General features: G+C 71.2%; 16 protein-coding genes and 1 pseudogene. 7 read left to right on the forward strand and 10 right to left on the reverse strand.

All coding sequences use genetic code 11. The annotated features are described in order from the left end of the window. Positions 1-100: 100 nt before the first annotated feature. Both ACGFH8_RS30630 and ACGFH8_RS30635 read right to left on the reverse strand, forming a co-directional pair. Complete coding sequence (locus ACGFH8_RS30630) at positions 101-538, reverse strand: hypothetical protein (protein WP_393373946.1); 438 nt, start codon at positions 536-538, stop codon at positions 101-103. 68 nt (positions 539-606) lie between these two features. Then, on the reverse strand, positions 607-1,254 hold the full coding sequence (locus ACGFH8_RS30635; protein WP_393373949.1) for a MarR family winged helix-turn-helix transcriptional regulator: 648 nt from the start codon (positions 1,252-1,254) through the stop codon (positions 607-609). A 59-nt stretch (positions 1,255-1,313) separates the two neighbouring features. Between ACGFH8_RS30635 and ACGFH8_RS30640 the strand changes: the two genes are divergently transcribed. Further along, complete coding sequence (locus ACGFH8_RS30640; RefSeq protein WP_393373952.1) at positions 1,314-2,444, forward strand: PP2C family protein-serine/threonine phosphatase; 1,131 nt, start codon at positions 1,314-1,316, stop codon at positions 2,442-2,444. 10 nt (positions 2,445-2,454) lie between these two features. Here ACGFH8_RS30640 and ACGFH8_RS30645 read toward each other — a convergent pair whose 3' ends face one another. The 7 genes from ACGFH8_RS30645 to ACGFH8_RS30675 all read right to left on the reverse strand — a co-directional run bounded on the left by ACGFH8_RS30645 (position 2,455) and on the right by ACGFH8_RS30675 (position 10,933). After that, complete coding sequence (locus ACGFH8_RS30645) at positions 2,455-3,936, reverse strand: sugar transferase (protein WP_393373955.1); 1,482 nt, start codon at positions 3,934-3,936, stop codon at positions 2,455-2,457. A gap of 209 nt (positions 3,937-4,145) precedes the next feature. After that, positions 4,146-5,903 (reverse strand): substrate-binding domain-containing protein, encoded by a 1,758-nt coding sequence (locus tag ACGFH8_RS30650; RefSeq protein WP_393373958.1) that lies wholly within the window; start codon positions 5,901-5,903, stop codon positions 4,146-4,148. Between the two features lie 157 nt (positions 5,904-6,060). Further along, a complete protein-coding gene (locus ACGFH8_RS30655; protein ID WP_393373959.1) occupies positions 6,061-7,098 on the reverse strand; it encodes a lactonase family protein in 1,038 nt (345 codons plus the stop codon). 87 nt (positions 7,099-7,185) lie between these two features. Continuing rightward, the gene (locus ACGFH8_RS30660) at positions 7,186-7,788 is read right to left on the reverse strand and encodes an ATP/GTP-binding protein (RefSeq protein ID WP_393373962.1); all 603 of its coding nucleotides are present in this window, start codon (positions 7,786-7,788) and stop codon (positions 7,186-7,188) included. Continuing rightward, positions 7,769-8,158 (reverse strand): DUF742 domain-containing protein, encoded by a 390-nt coding sequence (locus ACGFH8_RS30665; protein WP_393373965.1) that lies wholly within the window; start codon positions 8,156-8,158, stop codon positions 7,769-7,771. Before ACGFH8_RS30665 ends, ACGFH8_RS30660 begins: the two co-directional genes overlap by 20 nt. Next, positions 8,148-8,570 (reverse strand): roadblock/LC7 domain-containing protein, encoded by a 423-nt coding sequence (locus ACGFH8_RS30670; RefSeq protein ID WP_393373967.1) that lies wholly within the window; start codon positions 8,568-8,570, stop codon positions 8,148-8,150. The genes ACGFH8_RS30665 and ACGFH8_RS30670 overlap by 11 nt, the downstream gene beginning before the upstream one ends. Then, positions 8,570-10,933 carry a nitrate- and nitrite sensing domain-containing protein gene (locus ACGFH8_RS30675; protein WP_393373970.1) on the reverse strand — a complete coding sequence of 788 codons (2,364 nt, stop codon included), beginning with the start codon at positions 10,931-10,933 and terminating at the stop codon, positions 8,570-8,572. Before ACGFH8_RS30675 ends, ACGFH8_RS30670 begins: the two co-directional genes overlap by 1 nt. Before the next feature lie 382 nt (positions 10,934-11,315). On the opposite strand from ACGFH8_RS30675, the gene ACGFH8_RS30680 reads away from it, so the two are divergent. The 5 genes from ACGFH8_RS30680 (at position 11,316) to ACGFH8_RS30700 (ending at position 15,744) form a co-directional block, all read left to right on the forward strand. Then, the gene (locus tag ACGFH8_RS30680; RefSeq protein WP_393373972.1) at positions 11,316-11,909 is read left to right on the forward strand and encodes a hypothetical protein; all 594 of its coding nucleotides are present in this window, start codon (positions 11,316-11,318) and stop codon (positions 11,907-11,909) included. Positions 11,910-11,922: 13 nt separating this feature from the next. Continuing rightward, positions 11,923-12,987 (forward strand): hypothetical protein, encoded by a 1,065-nt coding sequence (locus ACGFH8_RS30685; RefSeq protein ID WP_393373974.1) that lies wholly within the window; start codon positions 11,923-11,925, stop codon positions 12,985-12,987. Between the two features lie 185 nt (positions 12,988-13,172). Continuing rightward, positions 13,173-14,831, forward strand: a complete 1,659-nt coding sequence (locus ACGFH8_RS30690; RefSeq protein ID WP_393373976.1) for a sodium:solute symporter family protein — start codon at positions 13,173-13,175, stop codon at positions 14,829-14,831. 15 nt (positions 14,832-14,846) lie between these two features. Then, complete coding sequence (locus ACGFH8_RS30695) at positions 14,847-15,158, forward strand: hypothetical protein (RefSeq protein ID WP_393373978.1); 312 nt, start codon at positions 14,847-14,849, stop codon at positions 15,156-15,158. Between the two features lie 199 nt (positions 15,159-15,357). Next, complete coding sequence (locus ACGFH8_RS30700) at positions 15,358-15,744, forward strand: hypothetical protein (protein WP_393373980.1); 387 nt, start codon at positions 15,358-15,360, stop codon at positions 15,742-15,744. A 117-nt stretch (positions 15,745-15,861) separates the two neighbouring features. On the opposite strand, the gene ACGFH8_RS30705 is transcribed toward ACGFH8_RS30700, so the two are convergent. Further along, entirely contained in the window at positions 15,862-17,664 is a 1,803-nt protein-coding gene (locus tag ACGFH8_RS30705; protein WP_393373982.1) for a glycoside hydrolase family 6 protein, read from the reverse strand. Between the two features lie 609 nt (positions 17,665-18,273). Between ACGFH8_RS30705 and ACGFH8_RS30710 the strand changes: the two are divergent. Continuing rightward, positions 18,274-19,054 (forward strand): annotated as a pseudogene (locus tag ACGFH8_RS30710) (hypothetical protein); the annotation flags it as partial.

Below are 19,054 nucleotides of genomic sequence, written 5' to 3' on the forward strand. Positions count from 1 at the left end.
GACGCCCTCGCTCGCTGGTCGGGCGCCCACGGGGCTCGGTAGCCTTTCCCCAGGCAGCGATCCGCGGCGAGGAGGCAAGAAGCAGCATGCGCACAGGTCGTCAGACGCGCGGTGACGTCGGGCGGTGACCGCGACCCGCCAACCCAGTGGCACCACCCGGTCGGCCGACACGAGACTCGCCCGCGAGCTGCTCGACGGGCTCACCGAGGCCGTGCTGACCACGGACCCAACCGGTCGGGTCACGCTGGCCAACGCCAGGGCGAGGCAACTGCTCCCGGAGATCACCGTCGGCACCGACCTGGCCGGCTGCCCGGTGGCCGCCCTGGCCCGCGCGGTCGCCGACGACTCCGCCCAGTTCGACACCGAGCACCACGCCCGGCGGCTGCACGGCACCCGACGACAGCTCACCGGCTCCCGGTACGCGTGGTACGTCCGCGACGTCACCGACGAGCACGCCCACACCACAGCCCTGCGGGCCGAACGCTCCCACCGGGCGTTCCTCGCCCAGGCCGGCAGCCGGCTCGCGCTCTCCCTGCACCGCGACCAGGTGCTCCTGGCCACTAACTGTGTGATCGACGGCCCCACCCAGGGCCGGGTCGACGGTGGTCAGGCGGTCCGCGCCACCGGCGGTTCGGCGGCCGGCCGGTCCCGATCGGTGCCGATCGACAGCGCCGGGTCGCCCGAGGGGCCCGCCCAGGCTGTGCGGGGCCGCCGGTCCGGGTCGACGGACGAGTCTCCGGAGCGCCCACCGGGCCGGTCCGGGTCGTCCGGCCAGTCACCCGACTCCGCTGTGCTCTGCGCCTGCTGCCGGCGAGTGACCTCGTCGAACTCCCGCAGGCCGCCCAGCAGCGCGTCGCGGCCCTCCGGGCTCATCCCGGCCAGTACGACGGCGAGCTGCGCCTGACGGTCGGCCCGCAGCTCGGCGAGGAGTCGGCGGCCCTCCGGGGTGAGGTGCAGCGAGATCTCCCGCCGGTCGAAGCGGCCCGGCTCACGCTCCAGCAGGCCGGCGGCGACCAACCGGTCGCAGAGGCGGCTGGCGGAGCTGAGCAGCATGCCGAGCCGGGTGGCCAGCCGGCGCAGGTTGATCCCGTCGTGCTGCTCCACCACCGTCACCGCCCGTAGCTGGGCGCCGGACACCCGGCCGGCGGCGCCCTCCCGGGTGGATTCCCAGATGCCCAACAGGGCAGCGGCCGCCGCGTCCAACGCGGCAGCCATACTCGTCTCGGGGTCCGTCCGACGGTGCAGTTCAGCCATGGTGGCCCCGAGAATACTCCGAAACCACTGGTGGTCGAGCTTTCAGCGAGGGAGCGACGATGAGCGAACCGGTCAATCAGGCACGCCGTGCCCTGAACGAGACACCGGCGGACCGGCTCGTCGGCGGTATCGGTGCGGTGGTCGCCCACTCGTACGCAATCACCGACGTCGAGCTGTACCAGGTCGACTACCGGCTCTCGGAGTTGCTGCCACTCACCGAGGGTGACTCGATCACGAGTCCCGGGCATCCCGCCTGGCGCGCCTTCGACCACCAGTCGCCGATACTGACCGACGGCACCGCCTGGTTCCCGGTGACCATGCGTGGCGAGCGTCGAGGGGTGCTGCGCATGGCGCCCGTCCCGGACGACCGGGTGGTCCTCGCCGAGCTGGCCGACATCGCGACCGCGCTCGCCCACGAGGTGACGGCCGTCTCCGCCGGCACCGACGTCTACCGGGCGGCACGGCGCAGCCAGCGCCTCACCCTGGCCGCCGAGATGCAGTGGGACCTGCTCCCCGGCCGCAGCCGGATCCGTCCCTCGTTCAGCCTGGCCGGGCAGTTGGAGCCGGCGTACGCGGTCCGCGGCGACAGCTTCGACTGGTCCGACGACGGGCAGCGGCTGTGGTTGTCCACAATCAACGGCACCGGCGAGGGCGTCGCCGCCTCCCTGCTCACCTCGTTGGCCACCCACGCGCTGCGCAACGCGCGCCGGGCCGGGCTGAGCCTGGCCGACCAGGCCGCCCTCGCCGACCGGGCCCTCTACGACCTGTACCGGGGGGAGCAGCACCTCTCCGCGTTGCTGATGGAGCTGGACCTGCGGTCCGGGATGATGACCGTGGTCGACGCCGGCTCACCCCGGCTGGTCCTGCTGCGCGACGGTGAGGTCACCGAGCAGCCCCTGGAGGCGCAGTTCCCACTCGGCATGTTCGAGGAGACCGACTACCACGAGCAGAAGTTCCCGATGGAACGCGGCGACCGGGTCTTCGTCGTCAGTGACGGGGTGGTGGAGGCCACCGGGCAGCACATGCGCTACGGCGAGACGGCACTGGACCGGTTCCTGCGCCGGACCGGGCCGATGGAGCCACTGGACGCCGTCCGGTCCCTGATCGGTGACCTGCGCGCCTTCGTGGCCGGTGACCTGGTCGACGACGCGGTGGTCGTCTGCCTGGACTGGACCGGCCCGCAAGCGTGACAAGCGGTCGTCAGTATGCCCCGCGGCCGTTCAGGACCGCACCGAAGGTCTTCCAGAGGATGGTGAGGTCGGCGGCCAGGGACCAGTTCTCCACGTAGTAGAGATCGAGCCGGATGCCGTCCTCCCAGCTCAGGTCGGAGCGGCCGCTGACCTGCCACAGCCCGGTCATGCCGGGCTTGACCAGCAGCCGCCGGGCCACGTCGCCGTCGTAGCGGGCCACCTCCGAGGGCAGCGGCGGCCGGGGCCCGACCATGCTCATCTGACCCAGCAGCACGTTCACCAGTTGCGGCAGCTCGTCGAGCGACCACTTGCGCAACAACCGACCGACGCGGGTGACCCGGGGGTCGTGGCGCATCTTGAACATCAGGCCGTCGGTCTCGTTGCGCGCGGTCAGCTCGGCGAGCAGCGTGTCGGCGTTCACCACCATGGTGCGGAACTTGAACACGCCGAACTCCTCCCCGCCCCGGCCGACGCGGACCTGGCGGAAGAGCACCGGGCCCCGGCTGTCCAGTTTGATGGCCAGGGCGATGACCGCGATCAGCGGCATCAGCAGCGCCAACGCCAGCGACGAGGCCGACCGGTCGACGAGCCCCTTCACCAACTTGCGCGCACCGCGGAACTCCGGCGCCTCGACGTGGATCAGCGGCAGGCCGGCAACGGGGCGGGTGTGGATTCGCGGGCCGGCGACGTCGGTCAGCGCGGGCGCCACGACCAGGTCGATGCCGGTGCCCTCCAACTGCCAGCCGAGGCGGCGCAGCCGGGTCGCGGTCAGCTCACCGGAGGCGGTCACCGCGACGGTGTCCGCGCCGATGGCCGTGGCGGCCTCCGGAATGCCCCGGAACGACCCCACCACAGGTACGTCGCCCAGTCGCTGCGCCACCGGTGCGAGCAGCGCGTCCGGGATGCACGCGCCAACCACCTGGTAACCGGCGTACGGCTCGCGGCGCAACGTGTGCACCAACTCCAAGACGTGGGCGGTGTCACCGACCACCAGCACCCGGCGCGACCAGCCGGCACCCATCGAACGGGCCCGGTGCAGGCGCTTTCGGGCGCCGAACCGCGCCACCTCCAGCCCGACGGTGCCCACCGCGAAGGAGATGCCCAGGAAGCCCCGCGAGACGCCGAGTTCGGTGATGTAGCCGATGATGGCTATCGCGCCGGCCAGGCGCAGGCTCGCGGAGCTGACCCGCCGGTACTCGTCCGCCCCGTAACCGATCACCCGGTCGTCGTAACAGCCGAGCGCCTTGAGCGAGATCAGCCAGGCCAGCACCAACCCGGGGGCCACCAGCACGTACGGGACCTCGGAGCCGGACGGCTGGTCGTCGCCGAAGCGGGTGACATAACCGATGAGCAGCGCGACGATGAGCACGGTGGTGTCCAGGACCACCATGACCCGTACGTAGGACCGCTCGTCGGCGCGCGCTACCAGCCCGGCACGTTTGTCGTTCGGCTCCGCCGTGGTGGCGGGGGTCAACAGTGTCGCCGCGGTCACTGGCCCTCCCACTCTGCTCAGGATGGCCCCGGCCAATGGGTCGGACCGGAGGCGGACCGGCTCTGCCGGAACAGTCGACATCCTGCCTCGATAACTATGACTGCCGATTGCTTCGGACGTATTGCCGTCACTTTTCTTCAACCTGGCGGCCAAAAAGAGGCCTGCCTACCAGATCCGGTTGGCAGGCCTCCGACGTGGAGTACGTCAGCTCAGCGCGGTGCCGGCGGACGCCGCGCGATGGCGCTGAGGAAGATGCTGCCGATCTCGCTCGGGTCCTTGGTGACGAAGACATCGCCGCCGGTCACCTTGGTGATCGACTCAAGCTCGGCCTTGCTGACGCCCTCGCCGATGCCGATCATGATGACCTGGACCGGCCGATCCGGATCGGCGAGTTGCTTGAGCTTGGCGAGCAACTGCTGCTGGTTGAGGCCGTCGTCGTCCTCGTTCTTGCCGTCGGTGAACAGCACGATCGAGTTGACCCGACCGGGTTGCCAGTTGTCCTGCACCGCCTGGTACGCGGCGAGCGTCGTGTCGTAGAGGCCGGTGTTGCCATCGGAGGGCTTGACGCCGCCGAGCGCACCCTCCAACTGGGCCCGCTGGCCGGAGAGCGGCCCGATGGGAACCAACTCCCGGTAGTCCCGGTTGCCGACCAGCTTCGTGGAGAAGGTCCACAGGCCGATCGACCAGGAGTCGTCGAAGAGGCCGAGGCCACGACGGGCCGCTTCGACGGTGACCTCCTCCCGACTCCGGTTGTTCGCGGAGGGCACCGGGTCCTTCATCGAGCCGGAGACGTCGATGACGGCCAGCATCCGGCCGGACTGGGTGGCGATCGACCAGCTGGAAACGACCCGCTGGATCGCGGCCGGGTCCAGCCCACCCGCGGCGGACCCACCGTTCGCTGGCGTGGTCGGCGCACCACTGGCCGGGCTCGGGGCCCCCTGCGGCGCCTTGAAGCCCTCGCCCCAGTTACCGTCCGGCGCGCGCAGCGACTGCGCGGCGAGCCGGTCCCGGAAGGCGGGGCTGGTGAGAAGCTCGAACAGCACCCGGGCCGCGGACGCCTTGCTCGGCTCGATCCCGGGCAGCACCGCGTACGGGTAGTCCAGCGGCATCGGGGCCGGCTCCATGTAGAGCGCGGCGAGCGGCACCGGCGGCTTCTCGCTGTTGTAGGCGATCACGTCTTCCTCGGACAGGGCCGCCGCGCCGAGAGAACTGGCGATGGTGGTCCCGTCGTTGGCCTTCGGGAACCGGGCCAGCAGGTCGTTGCGGAGCGAGGAACGCCCGGTGGCCAGCGCGCGCAGCGCACCGACGGTCTTGCGCTGGGCGTCAACGCCGGCACCGTTGGCGGCAGCGGTCAGCGAGAGCAGACCGGACAGACCGGCGGCGTCGCGGGTCGGCTCGACGATCCCGGTACGCAGCGGCGTGCTGGTGTTGTTCACCTGGTTGAGCAGGTCGGTCCATTTGAACTTCTTGTCCGGCCAGCCCAGCCGCGTGGCGATCGGCTCGGGCATCGCGACGACGATGGGGCTGCGGGCGATGGACGCGCCGTTCGTCGGGGCGAACGCGGTCGCGTCCTTCTTCAACCGCAACAGCCAGGTCGAGGAGTCCGGCACCCAGACGTCCGGGCTGACCGCTGTGCCGCTGGCCTGCCCCACACCGGCGAGGACCGCGCCGTGCTTGGCCGCCACCACGGCCGCCACGTCGACCGGGTCGGACGCGGAGACGTCGACGCGGATGCAGTCGGTGCCCACCGCGGCGCCGTCCTTGACCCACTGGGACGCGGCGGCGTCCACGGCGGGTGCGAGCTCCGAGGCGACCGCCACCGCAAGCCGGATCTCACCCGTGCACTTGGACTGGATCAACTCCCGATAGCCGAACCACGCGCCGCCCGTGACGACGAGCACCGCAGCCGTCGCGGCTGCGGCTGCTAGGTGGAGTTTCGAACGCATGCGATGGCGGCCTGCTGACACGGTGACCATCTTGCGTACAAGGTGCCGTCTCTGCCACATCCGTTCGGCCTAAAGTTACGCATGAGAAACAGTTCACCACTATTTAGCAACACAGTGTGACGCGGCGGCCCCGAGGTGTTGTCGATTCAGCGCGAACCGCACGTCCCGGTGTCGGCCCTCACGGCAGCACACACGTCGGGCTCGGCACCGACACCGGCTCCCCGACCGCCTCCGGAACACCGGTCTCGATGTCGCGCCGCAAGACCCGCACCATGTCGGCCCGTTCGTCGGCGACATACAGGTGCTCCCCGATCAGCGCGAAGTGCCGGGGCCACTCCCCACCGGTCTCCACTTCGGCCACCAGCGTGGGCAGCTCCCCGGCCAGGGCGAAGGCCGACAGGGTCCCCACCCCCCGGTTGGCGACGTAGAGAAACCGGCCGTCCGGGCTGACCGCGACCTCCGAGGGCTGCACATGACCCGGCCGCTCGCTCGCCTCGACCCGACCCCGCCTGTGCAACGCCCCGTCGTCGGTCAGCTCGTACGCGGTGACCGACGCGTCCAGCTCGCCAACGAGGTAGCAACGTCGTCCGTCCGGGTGGCGGGCCAGGTGCCGGGGCCCGGTGCCGGGTGTCGTGCGGACGCGTGGCGCACGGGGCACCAGCCGCCCGCTCGCCTCGTCCAGGTCGTACCGGTAGACCGAGTCGGTGCCGAGATCCACCGCGAGGAGCGGGCCCCGGGCCGTCCCCGGGGAGACCATGTGGGCGTGCGCGTGGTCCTGCCGCTCCGGGTCGGGGCCGTGCCCCTCGTGCACCACCAGGTCGGTGCGCTCGCCGGGCACCCCCTGCGGGTCGAGCGCGAAGACCGCCACGCTGCCGCTGCCGTAGTTGGCCGCTACCAGGTGGCCGCCGTCGGGCAGCACCGCGAGGTGGCAGGGCTCCGCGCCACCTGTCGACCGGCTGCCCAACGGATCCAGCCCGCCGTCCGGCCCGACCCGCCAGGCGCTGATCTCCCCGGCCGTCAACTCGTTCACCGCGTAGAGCACCGGGCGGGTGGGGTGCCGCGCCAGGAAGGACGGGGACGGCGTGACCGCCACCGTGCCGAGCGGGGTCAGCGCCCCGGTCGTCGGGTCGCGACGCGCGGCGACGATGCCGCTGCCCCGCCCACCACTCTGCGCGGTGTAGCCCCCGATGTGGACGACCTCACCCTGACCACTCACGTCCCACTCCTTAGCCGGCGTCCTCCGCTGATCCAACCAGAGGCTGCCCGCATCGCCCGCCGGTTAACCGGCTTTGCCGGCCGGATCTCAGGCCGTCGGCACCGGCTCCCCGCGCTGCCGGGCGACATGCTCGACCAAGGAGATCAACACCATCTTCCCGGACTGCCGGTCGCGGGCGTCGCAGAGCACCATCGGCACGTCCGGGTCCAGGTCGAGTGCCCGGCGTACGGTCTCCAGGTTGAACCGGCGGGAGTCGTCGAAGCAGTTCACGCCCACCACGAACGGGATGCCACGCTGCTCGAAGTAGTCGATGGACGGGAAACAGTCGGCGAGCCGCCGGGTGTCGGCGAGCACCACCGCGCCGAGCGCGCCGAAGGCCAACTCGTCCCACAGGAACCAGAACCGATCCTGGCCCGGTGTGCCGAACAGGTAGACCTGCAGGTCGTCGTTGATGGTGATCCGCCCGAAGTCCATCGCCACCGTGGTGGTCGACTTGCCCTCCACCCCGGAGACGTCGTCGGTGCCGATCCCGGCGCCGGTCAACACCTCCTCGGTCTGCAACGGGCGCACCTCGCTGAGGGCACTGACAAGTGTCGTCTTGCCAGCCCCGAAGCCTCCCGCGATGAGGATCTTCAGTGCCAGCGGGATGGTGGTGCCGGTGCCCGTATGGTCATAGCGCACGGAGTCCACTGACCACCGCCTTGAGGATGTCGTCGTCGGGAAGAATTCCGGCGGCCGGCGGCTCGTGCACCGCGACCAGGCCCTCGGCCAGGAGATCACCGAGTAGTACCCGGACCACACCGACCGCGAGGTCCAGTTCGGCTGCCAACTCGGCCACCGACACCGGCCGGAGGGCCAGCGCGATCAGCCGTCGATGCTCCGGGAGCAGGTGCGGATGGCCCGTCGCGTCGACGTCCGATTCCGCGAGCACGAACGCGACCAGGTCGAAACCGTCGGCGGCGCCGCGTACCCGGCCTTTGGTGAGGGTGTACGGGCGCACCACCGGGCCGGCCTCGCCGTCCAGCCACTCGTGGTGCGGCCCGGGGGGCTCAGCCCGCATCACCGGCTCCCGTCGACGACCGGGCCGGCACGGCGAGGCTCTCCCCCACCCGGATGACGAGCATCGCCATCTCGTACGCGACCAACCCGATGTCCGCGTCGGCGTCGCTCACCACCGCCAGGCAGGCGCCCTGTCCGGCGGCGGTGACGAAGAGGTACGCCGACTCCATCTCGACCACCGTCTGCCGGACCGGGCCGCCGTCCACGTGCCGGCTGGCGCCCCGCGCCAGGCTGGAGAAGCCCGCGGCGAGCGCACACAGGTGCTCCGCGTCGGAGCGCTCCAACTCGGCCGAGCAGCCGAGCAGCAGACCGTCGGCGGACAGCACCACCGCCTCCCGGGCGGCCGGCACCCGTTGCACCAGCTCGTCGAGCAGCCAGTCCAGGCCGGCGCTCTGCTTCGTCGAATGCCGCACTAGGCGTCCCTCTCAGTCACGGTCGGGGGTTCGGGGGGCGTCACCGGGCTGCCCGGGGCGGCCGGTCCGGTGGGCGCTGTCGGCGTCGCCGGAGCGGCCGGGGTGGTGACGGTGGCGCGTCCGCGCGCCGTGCCGGCCTGCAGGGCCGCCATCACCCGGCGCACCTCCTCCGGGGAGCGGGGCGCCGGGGTGTCGGCGACTGTCGACCGGGGCTGGGCGGCGGCGGGGGCACGACGGCGTACCCGCCGGGGCAGACCGTCCAGCTCGTCGTCCACTGCCGACCCCGCGTCACCCGGCCCGTCACCCGCCGGCAGGCCCGAGGTCGGTGCACCGGTGGGTGGGGCGGACGGTGCGGCGACGGCGCGCGGCGCCGTGGGCGGGCGGGTGCGGGGCGCGGTGACCCGACGAGTCGGGCGGGCCAGCCGCCGGGCCGGGTCGGCCGACGAGGCGGGCAGCGTGGCGGGGTCGGGTCCGGCCGGCGGCTCGGCGGTGACCAGGTCGGCGGGGATCAACACCACTGCGGTTATCCCGCCCTGCTTCCAGGGGCGCAACCGCACCCGTACGCCGTGCCGGGCCGCCAGCCGGGCCACGACGAACAGGCCGAGCCGGGCGCTCTGCGCCGGGTCGAACTCGGGCGAGCTGGCCAGCCGGGTGTTGGCGGTCTCCAGGGCCGCGTCGGACATGCCCAACCCCTGGTCGGTGATCTCCAGGGCGTAGCCGTTGGCCACCTGTTCCCCGGCGACGGTGACCCGGGTGTCCGGCGGGGAGAAGGCGGTGGCGTTCTCGACCAGCTCGGCGAGCAGGTGGATGACGTCGCCGACTGCCCGACCCAGCACGCCGGCGGGCTGCACGCCGGTGATGTCCACCCGGTCGTACGCCTCGACCTCGGAGATCGCGCCGCGGATCAGGTCGACCATCGCGACCGGGTTGCGCCAACCCCGGCCGGGCGCGGAGCCGGCGAGGATGACCAGGTCCTCGGCGTGCCGGCGGAGCCGGGTCGCCAGGTGGTCGACCTGGAAGAGCTCGGCCAGCTCGTCCGGGTCCTCGGCGCGGCGCTCCATCCGGTCCAGCAGGTGCAGTTGGCGGTGCACGAGGCTCTGGCTCCGGCGGGCGATGTTGAGGAAGACCTCGTTGAGCCCACGACGCAGGGTGACCTCGTCCACGGCGGCCTGGACGGCGGTGCGCTGCACCTCGGTGAAGGCGCGCCCGACCTCGCCGATCTCGTCGTGGCCGTACTCGAGTGGCGGTGCCTCCCGGGCGACGTCGACCTGCTCGCCACGACGCAACCGGGCCACCACGTCCGGGAGACGGTGTTCGGCCAACTCGAGCGCGGCGGTGCGGACGCCACTGAGGCGCTGGACCAGCGTGCGGCCGAGCCGCAGCGCCACCAGCACCGAGACCACCACGGCGACGAGCCCGAGCACACCGGCGGCGGCGAGCCGCACCAGGATGCGTACCGCCATCGGCACGGAACGGTCGGTGAGCCCGTCGGCCTCGGCCAGCTCGAAGTCGCGCAACTGCTGCTGCACCGCGTCGTGGCTGGCCTGCCAGGCCGCCGCGTCGACCGGCGGTCGGCCGGAACGGTTGGCCACCAGCAGCGCGTCCTGCATCGTGCGCAGCCGGGTGAACGCCTCGCCCTCGGTCAACCGTTGGTACGCGACCCGGGCGGTCTCGGGCAGGTCGGCCACGGCGTTGTCGGTGAGCCACCGTTGGTTGCCGATGGTCTGCACGAGTTGGGTGTGCTCCCCCTCCGCGAACCGTCCGGTGCTCAGGGCGCCGGTGAGCAGCGCGTCGCTCTGGCCGAGCAGCTCCCGGGAGCGGCCCAACGCGGTGAGCGCCAAGGCCTGCCGGTTGAGGTCGGGGTCGTCGAGGGTCGCCATCGCGGAGAACGCCTGGAAGGCCGCGGTGACCATGCCGCTGTACAGGCCGATCACGCCGCTGCGGTCCAGACTGCGGTCGTCGATGAACTGCCGGCCGGCCGGCAGCGCCGCCAGGGCGGTGACCAGGTGGTCGATCCGGGCCTCCAGCGGATCGTCGGCGGCGTCGCGCAGGGCTTCGCCGTCGACGCGGCGGCGCAGCTCGGCGACGGCCCGGTCGGTGCGCTCCCGTTGCTCGGCCAGGACGGGCAGCCGGGTGGTGCCCGCGAGTTGCACCACCGAGAGTCGCCGCTCCCGTTGCAGCTCGGTGACCACGACCTCGCCGGGGCGACCCAGGTCGTAGAGCAGGGTGCGGGCGGAGAGCAGGCCCAGGGCCGGGCCGAAGGTAAGCGTGGTCGCGAAGATCCACAGCGCCAGGAGCGCGGTCACCGGCGCGACGACCAACGCGGTCAGCTTCGAGCGGATCGGCCAGTCGCGGGTTCTCATCAGACCTCGCCCGTACAGGGGTGGCAGGAGGGGTGCCGGCACCGCCGGGCAACGCTTCGGCCGGCGGTACGCCCGGCGTGACGCCGGACACCGGCGCGGGCGCCTTGGGCAGGATACGTAATCGGGGGCCGATGCACTACTGCCCGTCGCGCGGACATCGACGCTCCGGGATGCGCCTCACCGGACCACGGCGGATGCGCTCCCGATCGACCCGGGCCGGCACGCTTTCTGGACTGGATCAGGTCTGCGCCGGTTGGCGGGGCGGTGGCCCCTCGAACAGCACCTCTCCCCCACTCTCGGACGCAAGCCGGCCAGAAAGTACCCCGGATGGGGATTGGCGATCAGTGCGCGGAGGGAATACCAGGTGACGAAGGAGGAGCCCATGTCGCCAACGCAGGTAATCGTCATCGTGCTCGTCGTGCTCGTGATCGTCGCGGTGCTGGCCGTGGCCGTCCGGTCGCTCGGCCGCCGTCGCGCGCTGCGCGACCGGTTCGGGCCGGAGTACGACCGGGTGGTGGAAGAGCAGGACAGCCGGTCCGCCGCGGAGCGCGAACTGCGCGACCGGGAACGCCGGCACGCCGAGCTCACGCTCACCCCGCTCAGCCCGGAGTCCCGGGCCCGCTACAGCGCCGCCTGGGAGGAACTCCAGGTCCGCTTCATCGACTCGCCCGGCGAGACGGTTGGCGACGCCGACACTCTGGTCACCCGGCTCATCGAGGAGCAGGGCTACCCGACCGGGGACTTCTCCGACCAGATCGCCCATCTCTCCGTCGAGCACGCTCGCACCCTTACCAACTACCGCGACGCGCACGACATCCACCTGCGCAACTCCCGGGGCGAGGCCAGCACCGAGGAGCTGCGGCAGGCGGTCGTGCACTACCGGGCACTCTTCGCCGATCTGCTCGGCGAGGAGCCGGTCGGCCACCGTACGCCCGAACAGCGCCACCACCCGGACCACGACTCCACGAGCCGCTGAGGAGGCCCCCCCGATGCGCCAGGAAGAGCAGCAGGTGAGCAACGACCACCCGGAGGCCGTCCGGTCCGCGCCCGTCCCGGTACCACCCACCGGCGACCGGGCCGGCCACTCGGACGTCCCGGAGGACGCCCTGGACGACCGGGACGCCTTCGACGACCAGACCGTCCCGAACGAGCGGGACGCCTCCGACGCGCGGGACGCCTCGAACGAGTGGACCGCCCCCGGCGAGCGGACCGACGGCACCGCGCGCGCCGAAGACGCCGAACGGACCGACGACGCCGAACGGACCGACGGCACCGCCTGGGCCGACGACACCGCACGAGTCGACGACACCGACCGGGACGCCCCGTACGACCCGGTCGACGACGAGCACGCCGACGACTCCGACCCGCGCCACCGGCGGGACGACCGCTCGGCCGACGAGGTGGGCTTCCACGAGCCGGGGCCACTGCCCACGACGTTCGGTGCCACCACGGTGGCCGACGCGGTGGCGGCCTCGGCACTGGCCAGCCCCAACCCGCAGGACCAGCCGGACCCCAGGGCCGAGCGGACGGCCCAGCCGGGCGACGGCGCCGAGGACGGCGAGCGTGAGGGCCTGCGGGCCGACCCCACGGCCGAGTTGCACCGCCGGGACGCCCCGCCGGGGACCGACCCGGACGCGGTGGCCGCCGGTGCCGCCGGTTACGGCAGCGCGACCCCGGAGATGGTCGACCCGGACGCGGACGGCGAGCCGGTCGACACCGAGGGCGACGGCACGTCGTTGGGGGCCGCCGGGACATCGCGGCCCGCCGGGTCGACCGTCGCGGCCGAGCCGGCGACACTCCTGGACACCGACACCGCGCAGGGCTTCCGGGACCGCTGGCGGGACGTGCAGCTGCGTTTCGTCGATGATCCGCACGCGGCGGCCGGCGAGGCGCAGTCGCTGGTGGAGGAGGCCATCCAGGCTCTCTCCTCGGCGCTGGCCGCCCAGAAGAACACGCTGGGCGGGTGGCAGGACGCCGGCTCGGCCGACACCGAGCAACTGCGGATGGCGGTACGCAACTACCGGGACTTCCTGGACCGCGTACTGGGTCGCTGAACGACGCTCCGAGGGGCGCCCCGGCCGGTTGGTCGGGGCGCCCCTCGCCCTGTGGGACCACCCGCGCGACCATCCGATTCGCCCGAAACCAACTCAACAGACGTCGAGGCGTGAAACCGTCCGCGGAGGGGTAATACGGCGCGCGCGCAGCAAGCAGCGCGGACCGCAGGACGAGGGGTGACGGAATGGACGGCGACGGTCTCCGGCTCAACATGAACGGCCTGGACTACCTGATTCTGGCGCTGTACTTCGTCACCGTCCTCGGTGTTGGCATCGCCGCGCGCCGGGCGATCCGGACCAGCGTCGACTTCTTCCTCTCCGGCCGATCCCTACCGGCCTGGGTGACCGGGCTCGCCTTCGTCTCGGCGAACCTGGGCGCGTTGGAGATCATCGGTATGGCCGCGAACGGCGCCCAGTACGGCGTCATGACGGTCCACTACTACTGGATCGGCGCGGTGCCGGCGATGGTCTTCCTCGGCATCGTGATGATGCCCTTCTACTACGGCTCCAAGGTCCGCAGCGTGCCGGAATACCTGCGGCTGCGGTTCAACCGCCCCACCCACCTGCTCAACGCGCTCAGCTTCGCCGTCGCCCAGGTGCTCATCGCCGGCGTGAACCTCTACGCGCTGGCCCTGGTGATGCAGGCGCTGCTCGGCTGGCCGCTCTGGACCGCGATCGTGGTCGGCGCGGCGATCGTGCTGGCGTACATCACCATCGGTGGTCTGACCGGCGCGATCTACAACGAGGTGCTCCAGTTCTTCGTCATCCTGGCCGGCCTCATCCCGGTCACCGTGATCGGTCTGGTCAAGGTCGGCGGGGTGAACGGCCTGATGGACGCGGTACGCGACTCCAAGCTCGGCGAGGCGGGCCTGCACGCCTGGCAGGACACCGGCAGCACCGCCAACCCGCTGGGCGCGCAGTGGATCGGCATCGTCTTCGGCCTCGGTTTCGTGTTGTCCTTCGGCTACTGGACGACGAACTTCGCCGAGGTGCAGCGGGCGTTGTCCGCGAAGAACATGAGCGCCGCCCGGCGTACGCCGATCATCGCCGCGTACCCGAAGCTGTTCATTCCCCTGGTCACGATCATCCCCGGCCTGGTGGCCCTGGTGACGGTGAAGGGCCTGGGGGCGGAGAGCGGCGACCTGCAGTACAACAACGCGATCCCGCTGCTGATGCGCGACCTGCTCCCCAACGGCGTGCTCGGCGTCGCGGTCACCGGCCTACTGGCCTCGTTCATGGCCGGCATGGCGGCAAACGTGAGCGGTTTCAACACCGTCTTCACCTACGACATCTGGCAGGCGTACATCCGTCGGGACCGGCCGGACGACTACTACGTGCGGATCGGTCGGTGGGCGACGGTCGCCGCCGTGGTGGTCGGCATCGGCACGGCGTTCATCGCGGCCGGGTTCAGCAACATCATGAACTACATCCAGGCACTCTTCTCCGTCTTCAACGCGCCGCTGTTCGCCACCTTCATCATCGGCATGTTCTGGAAGCGGATGACCGCGCTCGCCGGCTTCTGGTCGCTGCTGCTGGGCACCCTCGTGTCGCTGAGCCTCTACCTGCTCTACAAGGGCGGCGTGATCGACTTCAACTCCGACCTGGAGGAGAGCTTCTGGGGTGCCGGCCTCGCCTTCGTCACGGCGGTGGTGGTCGCCGCGATCATCACCCCGCTCACCGCGCCGAAGCGCGACGAGGAGCTGCGCGGGCTGGTCTACGGCACGGGCGGCGTCGACATCAAGGGTGACGTGCTCGCCGGGGACGCCGTCTGGTACCGCTCCCCCGTGCTGCTCGGTCTGATCGCGGTCGCGCTGGCCGCCCTCTTCTACATCCCGGTCTTCTAGGAAAGGAGTCGGCAGATGAGCAGCAACGACGGCCAGCCGGCACAGGACCCGCTGATCGACCAGACGCAGGAGGAGCAGCGCCGCTCGGCCGCCGCCCGGTTGTTCGACATCCGTCGGGTGATCGGTGGTCTCTTCGTGGCGTACGGGGTCATCGTGACGCTGATCGGCCTCTTCGACAGCGCCGCCGAGATCGACAAGGCCCAGGGTGTCCGGATCAACCTGTGGGCCGGTTTGGTGATGCTCGTCTTCGGCCTGCTCATGCTGCTCTGGCAGTGGCGGCGTCCGGCGGAGCCGCCGGCCCCCAACGAGCAGCAACCCGGCACCTGACGGCTGCCCCTTCGACACGAGCCCGGCCCGCGGCACGAGCCCGGCCCTCGCGGCACGAGCCCGGCCCTCGCGGCACGAGCCCGGCCCTCGCGGCACGAGCCCGGCCCTCGCGGCACGAGCCCGGCTCTTCGGCATGAGCCCGGCGCGAGGGGGTACGCCGGGGGAAGCAGGCAACGTGTCGGACACAGGAGGCACCACCATGACCGATCGCGATCGGCAACCGCCGTTGGAGGACAGCCCGGAGGTGGCCGCGGCGGTGGACGACGACGCCACCGTCCCGCAGTTTCGGACCGGCGGCGGCCCCGACCGGGACACCCCCGGGTTCGCCGAGCCTCGCAGCCGGCCGGACGACCTCGCTCCGGACACCGACGAGCTGATCGGCGACCCGTACGGCGCCGGTACCGGGGCGACCGGGACGGGCACCGGGGCCGGTGGCGACAACATCCGCACGGGTGCCGAGCAGCCCTGGGAGCCGGAGGATCTGGTGATGGCCCGCGGGCAGGACCTCACCCCGGAGAACCTGGACAAGGCCCGCCGTGATCTGGCCGAGCAGGGTCGGGCGGCAATCGAGCGCACCGTGCCCTGATCGGGCACAGGGGGGGTCCCCGACCCGACCTTGACGGTCGGATCGGGGACCCGGGGGACCTGCCGCCGGCAGTGCCTCACCTACTGCCGGCGGCGGGTGGTTACGATCGCGATCCGGTCAGAGCGCCGGGTACGCGTTGCGCATGAGCTCCTGGAACTGGGCGGAGAACCACGCACCCGAGATCGGCGCGTCGCCCAGGGCCCCCGACGGGTTGTTGCCGTTACGGGCGTTGCCGCCGTAGGTCGGGTCACACATCCGGTCGAAGCCCTTGCCCTCGTTGTTCGGGATCTCCTTGCTGGAGCCGTCCGACTCACCCGGCGGCTTCACCCAGACGTACGCGTCGATGCCCGCCGCCGGGTTGGCCCGCGGCCGCTCACCGAGACCGGCACCGGCCTGGTTGCACCAGTTGCCGAGGTGGGCCCGGCGGTCGATGCGACCACCGTTGACGTAGGTGTCCACGCTTGTCATCGCGCCCGGCCCGGTGGGCCGCGCGGAGCCGCCCCAACCGTTGCGGGAGGTGTCGATCAGCATGCCGATGTTCGAGTTGAAGCCCAACGAGACCAGCTTGGTCCGGAACGCCTGGGCGAACGACAGCTCGTCGACGTAGAAGTTCCAGTCGACCCACTTGGACTGCCGCACCGTCTGGCCGTTGACGTTGTCGGTGACCTTGAAGTACGGCTCCTGCAGGGCCGAGTAGTTGGCCGTGTTGGTGATGAAGCCGTGCACGTTGTTGACGGTGCTGCCGGAGGCGACAGCGGCGGTCTTCAGGATCTCGGCGCTCGGGCCGAAGTTGCTGTCCCAACCGAGCCAGCCGTGGTGGCCGGCGTCGATGTAGTTGTAGACGTTGCCGATGGCGCCGAGCTTGGCCAGGGCGTAGCCGACACCGTTCACGTACGCGCCGTTGGCCTTGACCGTGTCACACATGACCGTGCCGCCGGGCTGACCCGAGGTGTTGGTCACGATGTTCGGCAGCGAGTCGATCTCGATGATGTTGACGATCCGCAGGTTGCGGTACTTCGCGTCACCCTGGATCGCGGCGATCGGGTCGATGTACTCGGCCTTGTACCGGGGCAGCTCGTTCGGGCCCAGCTCACCGTTGGAGGAGAGCGCGGAGCAGTCCCGGCCGGGCAGGTTGTAGATCACGAACTGGATGTAGCCGGCGCCCTGGCGCAGCGCCTCGTCCAGGTGCTCCCGCACCCCGAAGGCACCGTTGGAGCTGCTGTCCGGGGTGCCGTTGATCGCGGCGATCCGGTCCAGCCACACGGCGGTGGGGTTGTTCGAGACCCGGCTTCCGCCCGGCTCGGCGTCCGCCTTGGCCTTCCACTCCGGGTTCACGTAACCCGGCACCCCGACGTACGGGTTGTCCACCTTCACGCCCGGCGGCGTGCTGGTCGGGGGCGCGCTGGTCGGCGGCGCACTGGTCGGCGGCGCGCTAGTGGGGGGCGCGCTCGTGGGGGGCGCGCTGGTCGGCGGCGCCGAGGTGGGGGTGGTGCCACCGTTGCAGACCACGCCGTTGAGGGTGAACGAGGTCGGCTTCGGGTTGCTGCCGCTCCAGGCGCCGTTGAAGCCGATGTTCGCCGACGCGCCGGCGGCGAGGGTGCCGTTGTAGGACATGCTCCTGGCGGTCACCTGGCTGCCGGACTGGCTGAACTCGGCCGACCAACCCTGCTGCACCCGCTGGCTGGAGTTGGGGAAGGTCCAACCCAGCGTCCAGCCGTTGACCGGGTCGCCGAGGTTCTTGACGGTGATGCTCGCGGTGAAGCCGCCGGCCCAGTCGTTCGTCGTGTAGCCGATCTCGCACTGCGTCGCGGCCTGCGCCGCCGTGACCGGGATCGTTACCAACCCACCGGCGACCAGGGCACCCGCGCCGGCGAGCGCGAGGGCCCGGCGTTGGCCGGACAGCCTTCTCCACACATTCATGCCACTGATCTCCTTGGGCGAGACCGGGCCCACGTACGGCCCGGCGAGACGGCCCGGTGGGCGTCCTGCACGGACGGCCGCCGGCGCCAACGGGATTTTTCGGGGACGCCCGACCCGGACGGGCGATGGTGGTGGTGGTGCACGACCAGCGCGAAGCCGGTCGATTGGCGGCGGGATGTCGCCCCGGTGAACCGGGTGCCCTCGACTGCCTGCCTGCGCGGTGTGGCTCCCCGAACCGCGTGCGCCGATTCTTGCATGGGAGCGCTTCCATGGCAATGGCTCGATGCGTGGGGCGCTGTTCGCCGTTGGGCCGTTTCGGACGATACCCCCGAGTTCGCCCGAGCGGCACGTCCGAGACTCGGCCGGCAGTACCGGATGGCCGCAGCGGTCCGGCACGCCGAACACCGAACGCCCTGGGACGCCCGCAAGGCGTCGCGGTGCCAGAGATGACGCGCCGTACGCGGAAAGCCGCGTAGCACCCCTTCACCTCTTACCCGGCCAAAGGTCAAAACGCGAATCTTTCACTTCATAAGTCATGAAACGGTCTAACGTCGGTCTTAGCTCGGTTGTCGCCGGGCTCAGGACAACAGGGATGGAGTGACGCAGGTCATGGCTAAGAAGATGCTCGGGAAGGTCGTTGCGGGCGCCGCGCTCGGCGGCGCGTCGCTCCTGGTGTTCGCACCGGGGATCGCCTACGCCAACGGCCACGACGACGGCAGGGACCAGGACGGCAAGGTCTACGCCAAGCCGCACGTCGTCAAGGCCGGCGAAGAGATCAAGCTCCTCGAGATCTGCCCGGATCGGCAGGAGCACGCGTTCGTGTGGTCCAAGGTCACCGGCAAGGTCAAGCTCAAGCCGGCCGACGAAGACCGGGGCGAGGACCGCGAGTGGGGCGAGGAGGAGGACTCCTACGACCACGAGAACGGCAAGGACGACGAGGGTAAGGACGACGAGGGCAAGGACGAGCACGGCAAGGACGACAAGGGCAAGGACCACGAGGGCAAGGACGAGAACGGCAAGGACGAACACGGCAAGGACGACAAGGGCAAGGACGACAAGGGCAAGGACGCCGAGGACAAGGACAAGTCCGGCGGCCAGGGTGGCGGCGCCGCCGCCGACGCCTACGAGGACGAGGACGAGGGCAGCAAGGACTGGAAGGGCGAGGAGCACGGCCAGGACGCGGACGACAGCCGCGACGAAAAGGACTGGGGCTCCAAGGACGAGGACAAGAAGGATTGGGAGTCCAAGGACGAGCACGGCTCCGACAAGAGCTGGGACTCCAAGGACGAGGACAAGTACGGCTCGGACAAGGGCTGGGAGTCCAAGGACGAGCACGGCTCCGACAAGAGCTGGGACTCCAAGGACGAGGACAAGTACGGCTCGGACAAGG

This window comes from Micromonospora sp. NPDC049175, from assembly GCF_043197345.1.
In the GTDB taxonomy this organism is placed as follows: domain Bacteria; phylum Actinomycetota; class Actinomycetes; order Mycobacteriales; family Micromonosporaceae; genus Micromonospora.